The following is a 15,872-nucleotide window of genomic DNA, read 5'->3' on the forward strand; positions in this document are numbered from 1 at the left end:
AGAAAGTCAGGCATACAGACACTGTATCTCATCACAAAAATAAAAACTGGTGCAGTTTATCCCTCTAATACTATTATTTTGTTGCGCTATGACAATTTATTGACTGCTGTTGTTACTTTTCATTTTATAATTACTGACATAGCGCCCGATATCAAAAATCGGCAATAGCAAAATATTGCTATTTAAGCGGACTCACCGCGTGAAATGACATTTATTTGCTGGCGAAATGCCTGCGGCGTAACCTGATACGTCTGGCGGAATACTTTGCAGAAATAACTGGTTTGTGAAAAGCCTAAATTACGCGCAATGCTGGCTATGCTCCAGTCACTATGACAGAGCAACTCTTTGGCACTCGCCATTCGCTGTTGATTTACCCAGGCGTTAAACCCGATACCCTGATATTTTTTGAACAATTTACTGAAATAGTAAGGGCTAAGGTAAACATGAGACGCAACATCTTCCAGGCGTAACTCATCTGACAAATGCGCATCAATATAGCGCAGCGCTTTTTTCATTTTGCTGTCGTGAGGATTCGGCGTTCGGTTGGCGCGTACTGGCTCTGCCTGCTGCGGGTTGTCTTTGATAACCACAAAATTTAGTTGTTTTTTAAGGCAATTTTCCACGATGAGCTTTAGCAGATCCGCCGAGGCGATAACGCGCGAATAGTCCATCTCCGGCACATTACGAAATTCACTGAGCAGTTCGGGATCAGCTTGCCAGCGGTCATCGACGTTCAGGATATCCACCAGGCCGACATCGTTACTTAAACGCACCTGACCGCACAATACGAACCCAACCAGGTGACCCGCAATTACCAGCGGAATTGAAAAGTCGGTAAGCCCCGCGTGGCAGCGATAGATGCAGGGTTGATCGGATTTTGAAGCTTCCAGCCCGCCACAGCGATCGCTCATACGACAACGGGTACTGTGCTGAGGATGCTGGCGCATCAACTGACAAAAAGGGGTGAAATTAAAAAGCTCAGAAATTTCATCACCGTGAATATTGACAACCACAACAGCCAGACTGGTGGCCTGCGCAAAATCCTGTGCGATTTTATTAATGAGTTCTGAGTTCAGGGCACTCGCAGAAATCATGATAAAACCTCTCAGTTAATTTATTGTTATAAATAAAACATACTATTTACACATCCAGTTTCATCTCGCTTTCCTGGGCGCTGATGAAAGTCATCATCGAACATAACAAAAGTCTCCCATTGTGGGGAGACTTTTTCAGCGGTTCAGGAAACCGGATCACGAAAACAGTTTTTACGCTTTAAAAATAAACATCTTCCGTGAAGCTAGCTCTCATTTTCCTCCAGTTTACACGTATTACACGGTAAATTTTTGCCAATAAAATAACGATAAATTGCTGCGCCCGCGCACGCACCGATGATGGGGGCCACAATCGGTACGATGAAATAAGGGATATCACGCCCGCCAGTCATCGCCACATCTCCCCACCCGGCCATCCATGCAAATAATTTTGGACCGAAATCACGTGCCGGGTTCATCGCAAATCCGGTGAGCGGCCCGGTAGATGCACCGAGAACAGCCACCAGAATGCCAATCAATAAAGGCGCCAATGGCCCTCTGGGGACGCCATTACCGTCATCGGTAAGTGCCATGATCATGCCCATCAGAATGGAAGTGATCACTACTTCAACCAGCGCAGCCTGCCAGACGCTGAGCGCCGCCGCTGGATAAGTACTAAAAATACTGGCCAATTGCAGGCTTTCAAGGCTGCCGCGTACCATTTGATGGGCAGACTCATATTCGGTAAATAGATTTCCGTACAGCAGATAGGCTAGCAACGCGCCGCCAAAGGCACCCGCAACCTGCGCTACGGTGTATGGCACAACTTTGCGCCCCGGAAAACAGGCAAATAACCACAGGGCGATGGTGATTGCGGGATTGAGATGCGCGCCAGAAACCCCCGCTGTCAGGTAAACGGCAAGCGAGATCCCCAACCCCCATATGATGCAGATCTCCCATAATCCCAAACTGGCGCCCGCGACTTTAAGTGCGCTCAGGCATCCGATGCCAAAAAACAAAAACAGCCCGGTACCCAAAAACTCAGCAATGCATTGCGCTTTTAGTGAATCGTTCATTGTGACACCTTCTAAGCAGAGTTCGTGTCTTTACCAGCGGACTCCTTGCTGGTACGTAGAATACTTCAAGGCTTACTATAAAAAGCCGTATCGGCAAAATGTTGGCAATCTGAAGGCGGCATGCCCCTCAAAATCGTGCTGAGATAGCAAATTCTTGCTATCACTTTTATTAAAACAGGTGAGAACACAGGGAAATCCACTATTAGTGGTACATTTGTGAAACGATAAAATATTGCTATTGGCAGAATTATGTTTTCAGACAATCATCACATTTTCATTTTTCCGCATAGCAAATGCCATTTTTAATGTCACTAACAAAAGTGTAAATATGGAATTAACATAACTAAATATTCATATTATGAAAATAAAAAATAACCATTAAAAACAAAAAGATAAAATAAAACACAGCAATTTTATATCACCATAACCTCACTATTTTTTCATTCATACTTTCAACTCAGCCATTCTTTTTCCTCGCTTCTTTTTATAGTCATGAATATCGGGACAACCCAGGCGAGGTCTTTATGCAACAAGAAGCGTTAGGAATGGTAGAAACCAAAGGCTTAACTGCAGCCATAGAGGCCGCAGATGCAATGGTGAAATCAGCCAATGTAATGCTGGTCGGCTACGAAAAAATTGGTTCGGGGCTGGTAACCGTTATTGTCCGCGGCGATGTCGGCGCAGTCAAAGCAGCAACAGATGCCGGCGCTGCCGCAGCCCGTAATGTGGGAGAAGTGAAAGCCGTACACGTTATCCCGCGCCCTCACACCGATGTAGAAAAAATCTTACCGAAGGGAATTAGCTAATGAGCAGCAATGAGCTGGTTGAACAGATCATGGCGCAGGTGATTGCTCGCGTGGCAACCCCAGAACAGCAGGCTATCCCTGAAAATAATCACCCAACACGAGAAACGGCTATGGCAGAGAAAAGCTGCAGTTTAACGGAGTTTGTCGGTACCGCGATTGGCGACACCGTCGGTCTGGTAATCGCCAACGTAGACAGCGCCTTACTGGACGCGATGAAACTTGAAAAACGTTATCGCTCCATTGGCATCCTTGGCGCCCGTACTGGCGCGGGTCCGCACATTATGGCCGCCGATGAAGCGGTAAAAGCAACAAATACGGAAGTCGTCAGTATTGAATTACCACGAGATACCAAAGGCGGCGCGGGCCACGGCTCGCTGATTATCCTCGGCGGCAACGATGTTTCCGACGTGAAACGCGGAATTGAGGTTGCGCTGAAAGAGCTGGATCGCACCTTTGGCGATGTTTATGCCAACGAAGCCGGTCACATCGAGATGCAATACACCGCCCGCGCCAGCTACGCGCTGGAAAAAGCCTTTGGCGCGCCGATTGGCCGCGCCTGTGGCGTGATTGTCGGCGCACCAGCCTCCGTGGGTGTCCTGATGGCTGATACTGCGCTGAAATCCGCCAATGTGGAAGTTGTAGCCTACAGCTCCCCGGCCCATGGCACCAGCTTCAGCAACGAAGCCATTCTGGTCATCTCTGGTGATTCCGGCGCAGTTCGTCAGGCTGTTATCTCCGCCCGTGAAATCGGTAAAACCGTACTCGGGACCCTCGGCTCAGAGCCGAAAAACGATCGTCCGTCCTATATCTGATATCAGTGAGGCTGATTCATGAGATCGAAAAGATTTGAAGCACTAGCGAAACGCCCTGTGAATCAGGATGGTTTCGTTAAGGAGTGGATCGAAGAAGGCTTCATTGCGATGGAAAGCCCGAACGACCCTAAACCATCGATTAAAATCGTCAACGGTACTGTGACTGAACTGGACGGCAAATCCGCCAGTGAATTTGACTTAATTGACCATTTCATTGCCCGCTACGGCATTAACCTGGCGCGCGCTGAAGAAGTCATGGCCATGGACTCGGTTAAACTGGCCAATATGCTTTGCGACCCTAACGTGAAACGCAAAGACATCGTGCCGCTGACCACCGCCATGACACCAGCAAAAATTGTCGAAGTGGTGTCCCATATGAACGTCGTCGAGATGATGATGGCCATGCAGAAAATGCGCGCTCGTCGAACTCCGTCTCAACAGGCGCACGTCACTAACGTCAAAGATAACCCGGTACAGATTGCCGCTGACGCTGCAGAAGGCGCATGGCGCGGATTTGACGAACAGGAAACGACCGTTGCCGTCGCACGCTACGCGCCATTTAACGCCATTGCCTTGTTAGTCGGTTCACAGGTTGGACGCCCTGGCGTGTTAACTCAGTGCTCTCTGGAAGAAGCAACCGAACTTAAGCTCGGCATGCTGGGCCACACATGCTACGCGGAAACTATCTCCGTCTATGGTACAGAACCCGTCTTTACCGACGGCGACGACACACCATGGTCGAAAGGCTTCCTCGCCTCTTCCTACGCCTCTCGCGGCCTGAAAATGCGCTTTACTTCCGGCTCTGGATCTGAAGTTCAGATGGGTTATGCCGAAGGTAAATCGATGCTTTATCTGGAAGCCCGCTGCATTTACATCACCAAAGCCGCTGGCGTGCAGGGTTTGCAAAACGGCTCAGTAAGCTGCATCGGCGTGCCTTCCGCCGTGCCGTCCGGTATTCGTGCGGTTCTGGCCGAAAACCTGATCTGTTCTTCTCTGGATCTGGAATGCGCCTCCAGCAACGACCAGACCTTTACCCACTCGGATATGCGTCGTACCGCGCGTCTGCTGATGCAGTTCCTGCCAGGTACTGACTTCATCTCTTCCGGTTATTCCGCGGTGCCGAACTACGACAACATGTTCGCCGGTTCCAACGAAGATGCTGAAGACTTTGACGACTACAACGTTATCCAGCGCGACCTGAAAGTGGACGGCGGCCTGCGTCCGGTTCGAGAAGAAGATGTTATCGCCATTCGTAACAAAGCAGCCCGCGCGCTGCAGGCTGTGTTTGCCGGGATGGGATTACCGCCAATCACTGATGAAGAAGTGGAAGCTGCGACTTACGCTCACGGATCGAAAGATATGCCAGAGCGCAACATCGTTGAAGACATCAAATTTGCACAAGAGATCATCAGTAAAAATCGCAACGGTCTTGAAGTGGTAAAAGCGCTTGCTCAGGGCGGGTTTACCGATGTTGCGCAGGACATGCTCAACATCCAGAAAGCCAAGTTAACCGGGGATTATCTGCATACCTCCGCCATTATCGTTGGCGACGGACAGGTGCTATCCGCAGTAAATGACGTCAATGACTATGCCGGTCCGGCAACAGGTTATCGCCTGCAAGGCGAACGCTGGGAAGAGATCAAAAACATCCCTGGCGCACTTGATCCCAACGAACTTGGCTAAGGGGTGAAAAATGGAAATTAATGAAAAGCTGCTGCGCCAGATAATTGAAGACGTGCTGTCTGAAATGCAGACCAGCGACAAACCCGTCTCATTCCACGCATCGACAGCGGCAAGCGCGCCGCAGGCCGCAGCGATACAGGGCGACAGTTTTCTGACTGAGATTGGCGAAGCTAAACAAGGTCAGCAGCAAGACGAAGTGATTATTGCCGTAGGTCCAGCGTTCGGGCTCTCACAAACCGTCAATATCGTCGGGATCCCGCATAAGAATATCTTGCGCGAAGTGATTGCCGGGATTGAAGAGGAAGGCATTAAAGCACGCGTTATCCGCTGCTTTAAATCCTCTGATGTCGCGTTTGTCGCCGTGGAAGGCAACCGTCTGAGTGGTTCCGGGATCTCTATCGGCATCCAGTCAAAAGGCACCACGGTTATCCACCAACAGGGATTACCGCCGCTTTCTAATCTGGAACTGTTCCCTCAGGCGCCGCTTCTGACGCTGGAAACCTATCGTCAGATCGGTAAAAACGCCGCGCGTTATGCCAAGCGTGAATCTCCGCAACCGGTCCCTACTCTGAATGACCAGATGGCTCGACCTAAGTACCAGGCGAAATCGGCCATTCTGCACATTAAAGAGACCAAATATGTCGTGACGGGCAAAAACCCGCAGGAACTGCGCGTGGCGCTTTGATAAAGGATAACTCCATGAATACCGACGCAATTGAATCGATGGTTCGGGATGTGCTGAGCCGGATGAACAGCCTGCAAGGCCAGTCCGCAACTCCGGTTGCGGCAAGTTCATCAGCACATACCGCGAAAGTCACGGATTACCCTCTCGCGAATAAACATCCTGAGTGGGTAAAAACCGCGACCAATAAAACCCTGGATGATTTCACGCTCGAAAATGTTCTGAGCAACAAGGTGACGGCACAGGACATGCGCATCACGCCCGAAACGCTGCGCCTGCAGGCGGAAATCGCCAAAGATGCCGGGCGTGACAGGCTGGCGATGAACTTTGAGCGCGCCGCAGAGCTAACCGCTGTACCTGACGATCGCATCCTGGAGATCTACAACGCGCTACGCCCGTATCGCTCGACTAAAGATGAGCTGATGGCTATCGCTGACGATCTCGAAAATCGTTATCAGGCAAAGATCTGTGCGGCTTTCGTTCGTGAAGCGGCTGCGCTGTATGTTGAGCGTAAAAAACTCAAAGGCGACGACTAACTCAGGGACAGGATCATGCGATATATAGCTGGCATTGACATAGGTAACTCATCAACGGAAGTCGCTCTGGCTACCCTGGATGAGTCTGGCGCGCTGTGTATTACCAACAGCGCCCTGGCAGAAACCACCGGGATAAAAGGCACATTGCGTAATGTGTTTGGCATTCAGGAGGCACTTACGCTGGCAGCAAAAAACGCCGGCATCAATGTCAGCGATATTTCGCTCATCCGTATTAACGAAGCCACTCCGGTCATTGGCGACGTGGCGATGGAAACAATCACCGAAACCATCATCACTGAATCCACCATGATCGGCCATAACCCTAAAACGCCGGGCGGTGTCGGGCTGGGTGTTGGCATTACTATTACGCCGGAAGAGCTGCTCAGCCGTCCGGCGGATACACCTTATATTCTGGTGGTGTCATCAGCATTTGATTTCGCCGATGTCGCCACGATGATTAATGCCTCGGTACGCGCCGGATACCAGTTAACTGGCGTAATTTTGCAGCAAGACGATGGCGTGTTGGTCAGCAATCGTCTGACTCACCCCCTGCCCATCGTGGATGAAGTGCTTCATATCGACCGTATCCCATTGGGTATGTTAGCTGCTATTGAGGTCGCGGTTCCCGGAAAGGTCATTGAAACGCTTTCTAACCCCTACGGGATTGCAACTGTCTTTGGTCTCAATGCCGACGAGACTAAAAACATTGTCCCGATGGCGCGCGCGCTGATCGGCAACCGCTCTGCCGTGGTGGTGAAAACGCCGTCAGGCGATGTGAAAGCACGAGCCATTCCCGCCGGAAATCTGGAGCTACAGTCACAAGGGCGTACCGTACGCGTCGACGTTGCAGCAGGCGCTGACGCGATTATGAAAGCCGTTGGTGAGTGCCCGAAACTGGATAATGTTACCGGCGAAGCGGGGACCAATATTGGCGGCATGCTGGAACATGTACGCCAGACAATGGCTGAATTAACCAACAAACCCAGTCAGGAAATCTTTATTCAGGATCTACTGGCGGTTGATACCTCGGTTCCCGTCAGCGTGACCGGTGGACTTGCCGGTGAGTTTTCTCTGGAACAGGCTGTCGGTATTGCCTCAATGGTGAAATCAGATCGCCTGCAAATGGCAATGATTGCCCAGGAGATCACGCAAAAGCTCAACATTGATGTCCAGGTTGGCGGGGCTGAAGCCGAAGCGGCCATTCTCGGGGCCTTAACCACTCCGGGTACGACGCGACCACTGGCTATTCTGGATCTCGGTGCGGGATCGACCGACGCCTCCATCATCAACCCGAAAGGCGAAATTATTGCCACACACCTGGCGGGCGCGGGCGATATGGTCACGATGATTATTGCCCGTGAACTGGGGCTGGATAACCGTTATCTGGCCGAAGAGATCAAAAAGTACCCGCTAGCGAAAGTTGAGAGCTTGTTCCATCTTCGCCACGAAGATGGCAGCGTTCAGTTCTTCCCTGAGCCTCTTCCGCCAACGGTTTTTGCCCGCGTGTGCGTAGTAAAACCTGATGAGCTGGTGCCCCTGCCAGGCGAACTGGCGCTGGAGAAAGTACGGGCCATTCGCCGCAGCGCCAAGGAGCGCGTTTTTGTCACCAACGCGCTCAGAGCGTTACGTCAGGTGAGTCCGACCGGGAACATTCGGGATATTCCCTTTGTGGTGCTGGTTGGTGGCTCGTCCCTGGATTTCGAAGTACCGCAACTTGTAACCGATGCGCTGGCGCATTATCGCCTGGTTGCCGGGCGCGGCAACATTCGTGGCACCGAGGGTCCGCGCAATGCGGTCGCGACCGGGCTGATTCTCTCCTGGCACAAGGCGTTCGCTCATGGAAAGTAATCTCAACACGCCCGCTATCGTTATCTTCACCACCGGTGACTGTGCTGACACCTGGAACGATGTGCTGCTGGGTATTGAAGAAGAAGGGATCCCGTTTGTGATTCAGGAGAACCATTCAGCCGACGTTATCCACAACGCATGGCTCGCGGCATGCCAGTCGCCGCTGCTGGTTGGCATTGGCTGCAGTCGCGAAAAACTGGTCGTGCACTACAAAAATCTACCCGCGTCAGCGCCGCTTTTTACGCTGATGTATCAACAAGATAACCACGCTCGTCGCAGCATCGGTAATAACGCTGCGCGGCTGGTTAAAGGCATTCCATTCCGGGAATGCCACTCATAACCCACAGGAGACAAGCAGTATGAATAACGCACTGGGACTGGTTGAAACAAAAGGGCTTGTCGGCGCTATTGAAGCCGCTGATGCCATGGTGAAATCCGCAAACGTGCAGTTGGTCGGTTACGAAAAAATCGGCTCAGGCCTGATCACCGTTATGGTCCGTGGTGATGTCGGTGCGGTGAAAGCCGCAGTAGATGCAGGAAGCGCAGCTGCAAGCGCCGTTGGCGAGGTGAAATCCTGCCACGTTATCCCGCGTCCGCACAGCGACGTTGAAGCCATTTTACCTAAATCCGCATAAGTCGTTGCAACCAAGGAGCACAGCGTGAAGCAATCACTGGGATTACTCGAAGTTAGTGGTCTGGCATTAGCCATCAGTTGCGCGGACGTCATGGCGAAAGCCGCCTCCATCACGCTGGTGGGCCTCGAAAAAACCAACGGTTCAGGCTGGACGGTGATCAAGATAATCGGGGATGTGGCCTCCGTGCAGGCGGCCATTTCTACCGGTGTCAGTTTCGCGGACCAACGCGATGGGCTGGTGGCTCACAAAGTCATTTCCAGACCAGGGGACGGAATCCTGTCACATAGCGTTACACCGGAACCAGAGCCAACACCCGACCCCATCCAGGTCGAGCCGCAAGAAGAGATGTTGGTGGACAGCACAGCGTCCGAAGCGCCGCAAAATGCGGAGTTGATTAGCTGCAATCTGTGCCTTGACCCAGCCTGTACCCGCCAGAAAGGTGAGCCCCGCTCTCTTTGTCTGCACTCTGGCAAACGAGGTAAAGCGTGATGGATAAACAGCAACTCAAGTCAACGGTCGCCAAAGTTCTGGATGAAATGCGCGAGCGCCCTATTCCGCTGGGGATCTCTAATCGTCATATTCATCTTTGTACTGAAGATTACGTCCGTTTGTTTCCCAATCAGCCTATCAGCAAGAAAAAAGGGCTATTGCAGCCCGGACAATACGCTGCAGAGCAGACCGTCACGCTGGTTGGACCTAAAGGACAGTTAAAAAATGTGCGTTTACTCGGCCCGCTACGAAGCGCCAGTCAGGTTGAAATTTCACGTACCGATGCCCGTACGCTAGGTATTGCTGCCCCGCTGCGTATGTCGGGCAATATTCAGGGCACGCCGGGTATTCGCCTTGTCAGTCCATTTGCTGAACTGGACTTAACATCCGGCGTCATCGTTGCTCAACGACATATCCATATGTCGCCGCTCGATGCCCTGATTCTGCGGGTTTCCCATGGTGATAAAGTCTCGGTCGCCATTAATGGCGATGAACGCCGGCTGATTTTCGATAACGTCGCCGTACGCGTTTCGCCGGATATGCGCCTTGAGATGCATATTGATACCGACGAAGCCAATGCCGCAGGGGCGGATAATCCGCAGGCATTCGCCACACTGGTGACTTCACAATGAACAACGAACTGCTGCAACGCATTATCGAGGAGGTTGTTTCCCGATTAAAAAAACGCGCGGCAAGCACGATCTCCCTCAGCGTCGCGCAGTTACGGGAAGTAGACCCACGGATACTATGCTGCCAATACTCGTCACTGCACATTTTGCAGGCTGACCTGCTCCTGCTGGAGCAAATTGTCGAAAGCAGCCCTGCCAATATGTCGGTAGTCACGATCCACGAAGCGCTGGCATGCGGAGTCCGCGTGAAAATTTCTCTACATCACCAATTGTTACCCGCAGTACCCGTGAAAAAACTCGCGCGTCTGCCGCTGGAGTTTGGTGACGAACTGGGGCGAGCCATCGTTCTGCATCCTGAAAAACTTCTCAGTTACGCCGACGTCGCCCAATTGCACGATGCGGTTCTAGTGCTACGCCGTCGATGTGTCGTCACTGCGCTTGCTCAGGAAACTGTCAGTACGCGAAATGTCCAATTAATTAAGCAGGAGTGAGCTATGCATCTGGCACGGGTTACAGGCGTTGTTGTCTCCACGCAAAAGTCCCCCTCCCTGGTCGGGAAGAAGCTATTACTGGTACGTCGGGTGAGTGCTGACGGAGAGCTGCCAGCCTCCCCGACGACCGGGGACGAAGTCGCCGTTGATTCTGTCGGCGCAGGAACCGGCGAACTGGTTTTACTCAGCAGCGGCTCCAGTGCCCGGCACGTTTTCTCCGGCCCAAATGAGGCCATCGATCTGGCTATTGTCGGCATTGTCGACACGCTTTCTCGTTAGGAGGAACTATGGCGATTTATACCCGCACTGGCGATGCCGGCACAACGGCCCTCTTTACCGGGCAACGCGTAAGCAAAACGCATCCGCGCGTCGAGGCTTACGGGACGCTAGACGAACTCAATGCGGCGCTTAGCCTGTGTATTTGTGCGGCGAAAAGCCCACAGCACCGCCAGTTACTTGAAAACATTCAACTGCAGCTTTTTTGGTTCAGCGCCGAACTCGCCAGCGAGAGCGAACAACCAAACCCAGAGCAGCGCTACATCAGTTCAGAAGAAATTGCAGCGCTGGAAACCGCCATCGATACCGCGATGGGGAGAGTAACGCCGCTGCGCAGCTTTATTTTACCGGGCCGCAGCGAAGCGGCCAGCCGTCTGCATTTTGCCCGTACGCTGGCTCGCCGCGCAGAGAGGCGACTGGTGGAGCTTTCTGCCGATATCGCCGTCAGACATGTGCTGATGCGTTACATCAATCGTCTGTCCGACTGCTTATATGCGCTCGCACGGGCAGAAGATCATGACGCCCATCAAAACGACATTATTCAGAAAGTGGCTGAGCGTTATCTCGCCGCCATCCGTACATCAGCCACAAAGGAGCCGACTATGTCTCTGTCTTTTCAGGAGCTCCACCAACTGACTCGCGCTGCGGTGACGAGAGCAGAAGAACTTCAGGTTCCGGTCGTCATCAGCATTGTTGATGCGAACGGGACCCAAACGGTGACCTGGCGTATGCCTGACGCATTGCTCGTCAGTAGCGAACTGGCACCCAAAAAAGCCTGGACCGCCGTGGCGATGAAAACCGCCACGCATGAATTAACGTCAGCGGTGCAACCAGGCGCGGCGCTTTACGGTCTGGAAAGCCATATGCAGGGAAAAGTCGTCACTTTTGGTGGCGGATACGCATTATGGCGAGAGGGTCTACTCCTTGGGGGTCTTGGCATCAGCGGGGGAAGCGTTGACCAGGATATGGACATTGCAGAAACGGCCATTGCGGCGATTAACGTGAGAACACATCAATGAATACTTCAGAACTTGAAACCCTCATCCGTAACATTTTGAGTGAACAACTCGCCCCGGCAAAAACAGAAACCAAAGGAAACGGAATTTTTCCGTCCGTGGGTGAAGCTATCGAAGCCGCGCATCAGGCTTTTTTACGTTACCAGCAATCGCCATTGAAAACCCGCAGTGCCATCATTCACGCCCTGCGAGAAGAACTGACCCCTCATCTTGCTTCCCTGGCCGCTGAGAGCGCAGCTGAAACAGGAATGGGCAACAAAGAGGATAAATTCCTCAAGAATAAAGCTGCGCTGGACAATACTCCAGGGATCGAAGATCTCACCACCACGGCACTGACCGGCGATGGCGGCATGGTGTTATTCGAGTATTCACCATTTGGCGTGATTGGCTCCGTCGCCCCCAGTACCAACCCGACGGAAACCATTATTAACAACAGCATCAGCATGCTGGCTGCGGGGAACAGCGTTTATTTTAGCCCGCATCCGGGCGCGAAAGCGGTCTCACTGAAACTGATTGCCATGATTGAAGATATTGTTTACCGCTGCTGCGGGATCCGGAATCTTGTCGTCACGGTCACAGAACCCACCTTTGAGGCTACCCAGCAGATGATGGCACACCCTAAAATCGCAGTTCTGGCGATTACCGGTGGCCCAGGCATTGTTGCTATGGGTATGAAAAGCGGGAAAAAAGTCATTGGCGCAGGCGCAGGCAACCCTCCCTGTATTGTCGATGAAACAGCCGACCTGGTTAAGGCGGCGGAAGATATCATCAACGGCGCATCTTTTGATTACAACCTCCCCTGCATTGCTGAGAAGAGCCTGATTGTTGTTAGTGCCGTTGCCGAACGCCTGGTTCAACAAATGCAGTCTTTTGGCGCACTGCTTCTCACGAGCGAAGAGGTAGACAAACTGCGGGCAGTCTGTTTGCCCGAAGGCATGGCCAATAAAAAGCTGGTAGGAAAAAGCCCGGCCACCTTACTTGAAGCCGCAGGAATACCTGTTCCGGCAAAAGCGCCTCGATTACTGATAGGTATCGTCAAGGCTGACGACCCGTGGGTTACCAGCGAGCAGCTAATGCCAATGCTCCCCATCGTCACGGTGAGCGATTTTGACAGTGCGTTAACGTTGGCTCTGAAAGTTGAAGAGGGATTGCATCACACCGCCATTATGCATTCACAGAATGTGTCGCGTTTGAATCTTGCCGCACGCACGCTTCAGACCTCCATTTTTGTGAAAAATGGCCCCTCTTACGCCGGGATTGGCGTGGGTGGTGAAGGCTTTACCACTTTCACAATTGCGACGCCGACCGGTGAAGGAACAACATCGGCACGTACTTTCGCACGTTCTCGTCGTTGCGTGCTGACAAACGGTTTTTCTATTCGCTAATGGGGCCGTTATGAAAAGCTTTTCACTGCAAACTCGATTATTCAGCGGCCAGGGAAGCCTGGATGTGCTCAAGCGTTTCACGAATAAGCATATCTGGATTATCTGCGATGGTTTTCTGGCGCGTTCTCCTGTGATTGAAAAGCTGCGCAACACGCTTCCTGCGGATAATCGCATCAGCATTTTCAGCGATATTACCCCCGACCCAACCATTAGCACGGTGGTGCAAGGGATTGCGCAAATGCAGTCCCTGCGACCGGATGTTGTCATTGGTTTTGGCGGAGGCTCAGCGCTGGATGCCGCGAAAGCCATCGTTTGGTTCAGCCGACAGTTCGGTATTGAAATCGAAACCTGTGTTGCTATTCCCACCACCAGCGGCACAGGCTCGGAAGTGACCAGCGCCTGCGTGATTAGCGACCCGGATAAAGGCATTAAATATCCCTTGTTTGATAATGCGCTTTACCCGGATATGGCCATCCTCGATCCAACGCTGGTTGTCAGCGTACCTCCTGCCATCACCGCGAATACCGGCATGGACGTCCTGACACATGCGCTGGAGGCTTACGTGTCCACGAAGGCCAGCGACTTTACCGACGCGCTGGCGGAAAAAGCGGCACAAATCGTCTTCCAGTACCTTCCCGTCGCCGTCAGCAAAGGCGAGTGTCTGGCAACCAGGGGGAAAATGCACAACGCGTCAACGCTCGCAGGGATGGCATTTAGCCAGGCGGGGTTGGGTATAAACCATGCGATTGCCCATCAGTTGGGCGGCCAGTTTCATCTGCCCCACGGACTTGCCAATGCACTGCTGCTGACCCCTGTTATTCATTTTAATGCCCGCGACCCCAGGGCCGCGAAGCGCTATGCCCGTTTCGCTAAAGCCTGCCATTTATGCCCGGATAACGCGAACGATACGGCTGCGCTGAATGCGCTCATTCATCACATTGAGCTTCTCAAAAAACAGTGTGCGTTACCTTCTTTCGTTGACGCACTCAAAGACGGAAAGCAAAACTGGTCACAGCGTATACCGTCGATGGTTCAGGCCGCGCTGGCTGATGTCACGCTGCAAACCAATCCTCGTGTTGCCGACGCCAGTGCCATGCAGGAACTGCTTGAGGAATTATTATGAATACAGCCATGACGGCAGAGTCCACGCTTTATGATGCGCAGACGATACGCGAACGCGTTCGGGCTGCTGGCGTTGTTGGAGCCGGCGGTGCTGGCTTTCCTGCGCACGTAAAATTACAGGCGCAGGTCGATACATTTCTGGTGAATGCCGCCGAATGTGAACCGATGTTAAAAGTTGACCAGCAATTGATGAGCGTCCAGGCAGGTCGACTTATTCGCGGCGTTAAATATGCCATGACGGCTACCGGAGCCAGTGCCGGTATTATTGCGCTCAAAGAAAAATACCAGAAGGCTATCAATGCGTTAGCTCCTCTGCTACCTGCCGATATCCGGTTACACATTTTACCTGATGTCTACCCGGCCGGTGACGAGGTGCTGACCATCTGGATGGCAACAGGCCGGAGGGTCCCACCTGCCGCACTGCCGGTCAGCGTCGGCGTGGTGGTTAATAACGTCCAGACCGTGCTCAACATCGCCAGAGCGGTTGAACAGCAATATCCCGTTACCCGTCGTACGTTGACCGTCAACGGCGCAGTAGCCAAACCCATCACACTCACTGTCCCTATCGGGATGTCACTTCGCGAGGTGCTGGCGCTGGCGGGAGGCGCAACCGTTGACGATCCAGGATTTATTAATGGCGGCCCGATGATGGGCGGTCTGATTACCTCCCTGGATACCCCCGTCAGCAAGACCACCGGTGGGTTGCTGGTTTTACCAAAATCTCATGCGCTGATTCAGCGGCGAATGCAGGATGAACGCACCGTGCTTTCCGTCGCAAAAACCGTATGCGAGCAGTGCCGTTTGTGTACGGATTTGTGCCCAAGGCACTTAATCGGCCATGAATTATCACCGCATCTGCTGGTTCGCGCGGTTAATTATCTGCAGGCGGCCACACCACAGCTGCTGCTCACGGCCCTGACCTGTTCAGAATGCAATGTCTGTGAAAGCGTTGCCTGTCCGGTTGGAATATCGCCGATGCGAATCAACCGCATGCTTAAACGCGAACTACGGGCGCTCAACCATCGTTATGAAGGGCCGCTAAATCCTGAGGATGAAATGGCGAAGTACCGGTTGATCCCGGTTAAGCGCCTTATTACCAAACTGGGTCTTAGCGACTGGTATCACGATGCGCCACTGGCTGAGACTGATTTTTCCACCGATGAAACGACGCTGTTGCTACGCCAGCATATTGGCGCCAGCGCCATCCCATGTGTGCAGCAAGGCGATCGCGTTGTTCGCGGTCAATGCGTTGCCGATGTGCCGACAGGCGCATTAGGTGCGCCTGTCCACGCCAGTATTGACGGTATTGTCAGCGAAATCACTGAGCAATTCATCACGGTAATAAGAGGTTAATC

Annotated in this window: 18 protein-coding genes; 16 read left to right on the top strand and 2 right to left on the bottom strand. The window is 52.6% G+C overall.

What is annotated here, in order from left to right:
- Positions 1 to 182: 182 nt before the first annotated feature.
- Both pocR and pduF read right to left on the bottom strand, forming a co-directional pair.
- Positions 183 to 1,094, bottom strand: coding sequence for a regulatory protein PocR (gene pocR / locus FDW97_RS06535; protein WP_006683984.1), 912 nt, complete (start codon positions 1,092 to 1,094; stop codon positions 183 to 185).
- A 203-nt stretch (positions 1,095 to 1,297) separates the two neighbouring features.
- Positions 1,298 to 2,107: a propanediol diffusion facilitator PduF gene (gene pduF / locus FDW97_RS06540; RefSeq protein WP_137350792.1), complete on the bottom strand. Its 810-nt coding sequence runs from the start codon at positions 2,105 to 2,107 to the stop codon at positions 1,298 to 1,300.
- 524 nt (positions 2,108 to 2,631) lie between these two features.
- On the opposite strand from pduF, the gene pduA reads away from it, so the two are divergent.
- From pduA to pduS, 16 genes are read left to right on the top strand one after another with little or no spacing between them, the layout of a single operon-like run.
- Positions 2,632 to 2,913, top strand: coding sequence for a propanediol utilization microcompartment protein PduA (gene pduA, locus FDW97_RS06545; protein ID WP_003030255.1), 282 nt, complete (start codon positions 2,632 to 2,634; stop codon positions 2,911 to 2,913).
- Positions 2,913 to 3,725, top strand: coding sequence for a propanediol utilization microcompartment protein PduB (gene pduB / locus FDW97_RS06550; RefSeq protein ID WP_003030252.1), 813 nt, complete (start codon positions 2,913 to 2,915; stop codon positions 3,723 to 3,725). Before pduA ends, pduB begins: the two co-directional genes overlap by 1 nt.
- A gap of 18 nt (positions 3,726 to 3,743) precedes the next feature.
- Positions 3,744 to 5,408: a propanediol dehydratase large subunit PduC gene (gene pduC / locus FDW97_RS06555; RefSeq protein ID WP_038641668.1), complete on the top strand. Its 1,665-nt coding sequence runs from the start codon at positions 3,744 to 3,746 to the stop codon at positions 5,406 to 5,408.
- A 10-nt stretch (positions 5,409 to 5,418) separates the two neighbouring features.
- The gene (gene pduD / locus FDW97_RS06560; protein WP_085047975.1) at positions 5,419 to 6,093 is read left to right on the top strand and encodes a propanediol dehydratase medium subunit PduD; all 675 of its coding nucleotides are present in this window, start codon (positions 5,419 to 5,421) and stop codon (positions 6,091 to 6,093) included.
- Positions 6,094 to 6,107: 14 nt separating this feature from the next.
- The gene (gene pduE / locus FDW97_RS06565) at positions 6,108 to 6,626 is read left to right on the top strand and encodes a propanediol dehydratase small subunit PduE (RefSeq protein WP_085047974.1); all 519 of its coding nucleotides are present in this window, start codon (positions 6,108 to 6,110) and stop codon (positions 6,624 to 6,626) included.
- A 15-nt stretch (positions 6,627 to 6,641) separates the two neighbouring features.
- Complete coding sequence (locus FDW97_RS06570) at positions 6,642 to 8,474, top strand: diol dehydratase reactivase subunit alpha (RefSeq protein WP_137350793.1); 1,833 nt, start codon at positions 6,642 to 6,644, stop codon at positions 8,472 to 8,474.
- Positions 8,464 to 8,814 (top strand): glycerol dehydratase reactivase beta/small subunit family protein, encoded by a 351-nt coding sequence (locus FDW97_RS06575; protein WP_038641675.1) that lies wholly within the window; start codon positions 8,464 to 8,466, stop codon positions 8,812 to 8,814. Before FDW97_RS06570 ends, FDW97_RS06575 begins: the two co-directional genes overlap by 11 nt.
- Before the next feature lie 19 nt (positions 8,815 to 8,833).
- Positions 8,834 to 9,109, top strand: coding sequence for a propanediol utilization microcompartment protein PduJ (gene pduJ / locus FDW97_RS06580; RefSeq protein ID WP_001057752.1), 276 nt, complete (start codon positions 8,834 to 8,836; stop codon positions 9,107 to 9,109).
- A 24-nt stretch (positions 9,110 to 9,133) separates the two neighbouring features.
- Positions 9,134 to 9,598: a BMC domain-containing protein gene (locus FDW97_RS06585; RefSeq protein WP_085047973.1), complete on the top strand. Its 465-nt coding sequence runs from the start codon at positions 9,134 to 9,136 to the stop codon at positions 9,596 to 9,598.
- Positions 9,598 to 10,230, top strand: coding sequence for a phosphate propanoyltransferase (locus FDW97_RS06590; RefSeq protein WP_038641680.1), 633 nt, complete (start codon positions 9,598 to 9,600; stop codon positions 10,228 to 10,230). Before FDW97_RS06585 ends, FDW97_RS06590 begins: the two co-directional genes overlap by 1 nt.
- The gene (gene pduM, locus FDW97_RS06595) at positions 10,227 to 10,718 is read left to right on the top strand and encodes a microcompartment protein PduM (RefSeq protein WP_038641683.1); all 492 of its coding nucleotides are present in this window, start codon (positions 10,227 to 10,229) and stop codon (positions 10,716 to 10,718) included. Before FDW97_RS06590 ends, pduM begins: the two co-directional genes overlap by 4 nt.
- 3 nt (positions 10,719 to 10,721) lie before the next feature.
- A complete protein-coding gene (locus tag FDW97_RS06600) occupies positions 10,722 to 10,997 on the top strand; it encodes a EutN/CcmL family microcompartment protein (RefSeq protein ID WP_042307565.1) in 276 nt (91 codons plus the stop codon).
- A gap of 8 nt (positions 10,998 to 11,005) precedes the next feature.
- A complete protein-coding gene (pduO, locus tag FDW97_RS06605; RefSeq protein ID WP_137350794.1) occupies positions 11,006 to 12,013 on the top strand; it encodes a two-domain cob(I)yrinic acid a,c-diamide adenosyltransferase PduO in 1,008 nt (335 codons plus the stop codon).
- Complete coding sequence (pduP, locus tag FDW97_RS06610; RefSeq protein ID WP_137350795.1) at positions 12,010 to 13,395, top strand: CoA-acylating propionaldehyde dehydrogenase PduP; 1,386 nt, start codon at positions 12,010 to 12,012, stop codon at positions 13,393 to 13,395. Before pduO ends, pduP begins: the two co-directional genes overlap by 4 nt.
- 10 nt (positions 13,396 to 13,405) lie before the next feature.
- Positions 13,406 to 14,518, top strand: coding sequence for a 1-propanol dehydrogenase PduQ (locus FDW97_RS06615; protein ID WP_069323533.1), 1,113 nt, complete (start codon positions 13,406 to 13,408; stop codon positions 14,516 to 14,518).
- On the top strand, positions 14,515 to 15,870 hold the full coding sequence (gene pduS, locus FDW97_RS06620) for a cobalamin reductase PduS (protein WP_137350796.1): 1,356 nt from the start codon (positions 14,515 to 14,517) through the stop codon (positions 15,868 to 15,870). The genes FDW97_RS06615 and pduS overlap by 4 nt, the downstream gene beginning before the upstream one ends.
- Positions 15,871 to 15,872 lie beyond the last annotated feature (2 nt).

This window comes from Citrobacter sp. wls708 (assembly GCF_005281255.1).
Classification (GTDB): Bacteria; Pseudomonadota; Gammaproteobacteria; order Enterobacterales; family Enterobacteriaceae; genus Citrobacter; species Citrobacter werkmanii.

Coding starts and splice junctions, on each gene's coding strand:
- pocR (WP_006683984.1), bottom strand. CDS start 1,094: ATGATTTCTGCGAGTGCCCTGAACTCAGAACTCATTAATAAAATCGCA.
- pduF (WP_137350792.1), bottom strand. CDS start 2,107: ATGAACGATTCACTAAAAGCGCAATGCATTGCTGAGTTTTTGGGTACC.
- pduA (WP_003030255.1), top strand. CDS start 2,632: ATGCAACAAGAAGCGTTAGGAATGGTAGAAACCAAAGGCTTAACTGCA.
- pduB (WP_003030252.1), top strand. CDS start 2,913: ATGAGCAGCAATGAGCTGGTTGAACAGATCATGGCGCAGGTGATTGCT.
- pduC (WP_038641668.1), top strand. CDS start 3,744: ATGAGATCGAAAAGATTTGAAGCACTAGCGAAACGCCCTGTGAATCAG.
- pduD (WP_085047975.1), top strand. CDS start 5,419: ATGGAAATTAATGAAAAGCTGCTGCGCCAGATAATTGAAGACGTGCTG.
- pduE (WP_085047974.1), top strand. CDS start 6,108: ATGAATACCGACGCAATTGAATCGATGGTTCGGGATGTGCTGAGCCGG.
- FDW97_RS06570 (WP_137350793.1), top strand. CDS start 6,642: ATGCGATATATAGCTGGCATTGACATAGGTAACTCATCAACGGAAGTC.
- FDW97_RS06575 (WP_038641675.1), top strand. CDS start 8,464: ATGGAAAGTAATCTCAACACGCCCGCTATCGTTATCTTCACCACCGGT.
- pduJ (WP_001057752.1), top strand. CDS start 8,834: ATGAATAACGCACTGGGACTGGTTGAAACAAAAGGGCTTGTCGGCGCT.
- FDW97_RS06590 (WP_038641680.1), top strand. CDS start 9,598: ATGGATAAACAGCAACTCAAGTCAACGGTCGCCAAAGTTCTGGATGAA.
- pduM (WP_038641683.1), top strand. CDS start 10,227: ATGAACAACGAACTGCTGCAACGCATTATCGAGGAGGTTGTTTCCCGA.
- FDW97_RS06600 (WP_042307565.1), top strand. CDS start 10,722: ATGCATCTGGCACGGGTTACAGGCGTTGTTGTCTCCACGCAAAAGTCC.
- pduO (WP_137350794.1), top strand. CDS start 11,006: ATGGCGATTTATACCCGCACTGGCGATGCCGGCACAACGGCCCTCTTT.
- pduP (WP_137350795.1), top strand. CDS start 12,010: ATGAATACTTCAGAACTTGAAACCCTCATCCGTAACATTTTGAGTGAA.
- FDW97_RS06615 (WP_069323533.1), top strand. CDS start 13,406: ATGAAAAGCTTTTCACTGCAAACTCGATTATTCAGCGGCCAGGGAAGC.
- pduS (WP_137350796.1), top strand. CDS start 14,515: ATGAATACAGCCATGACGGCAGAGTCCACGCTTTATGATGCGCAGACG.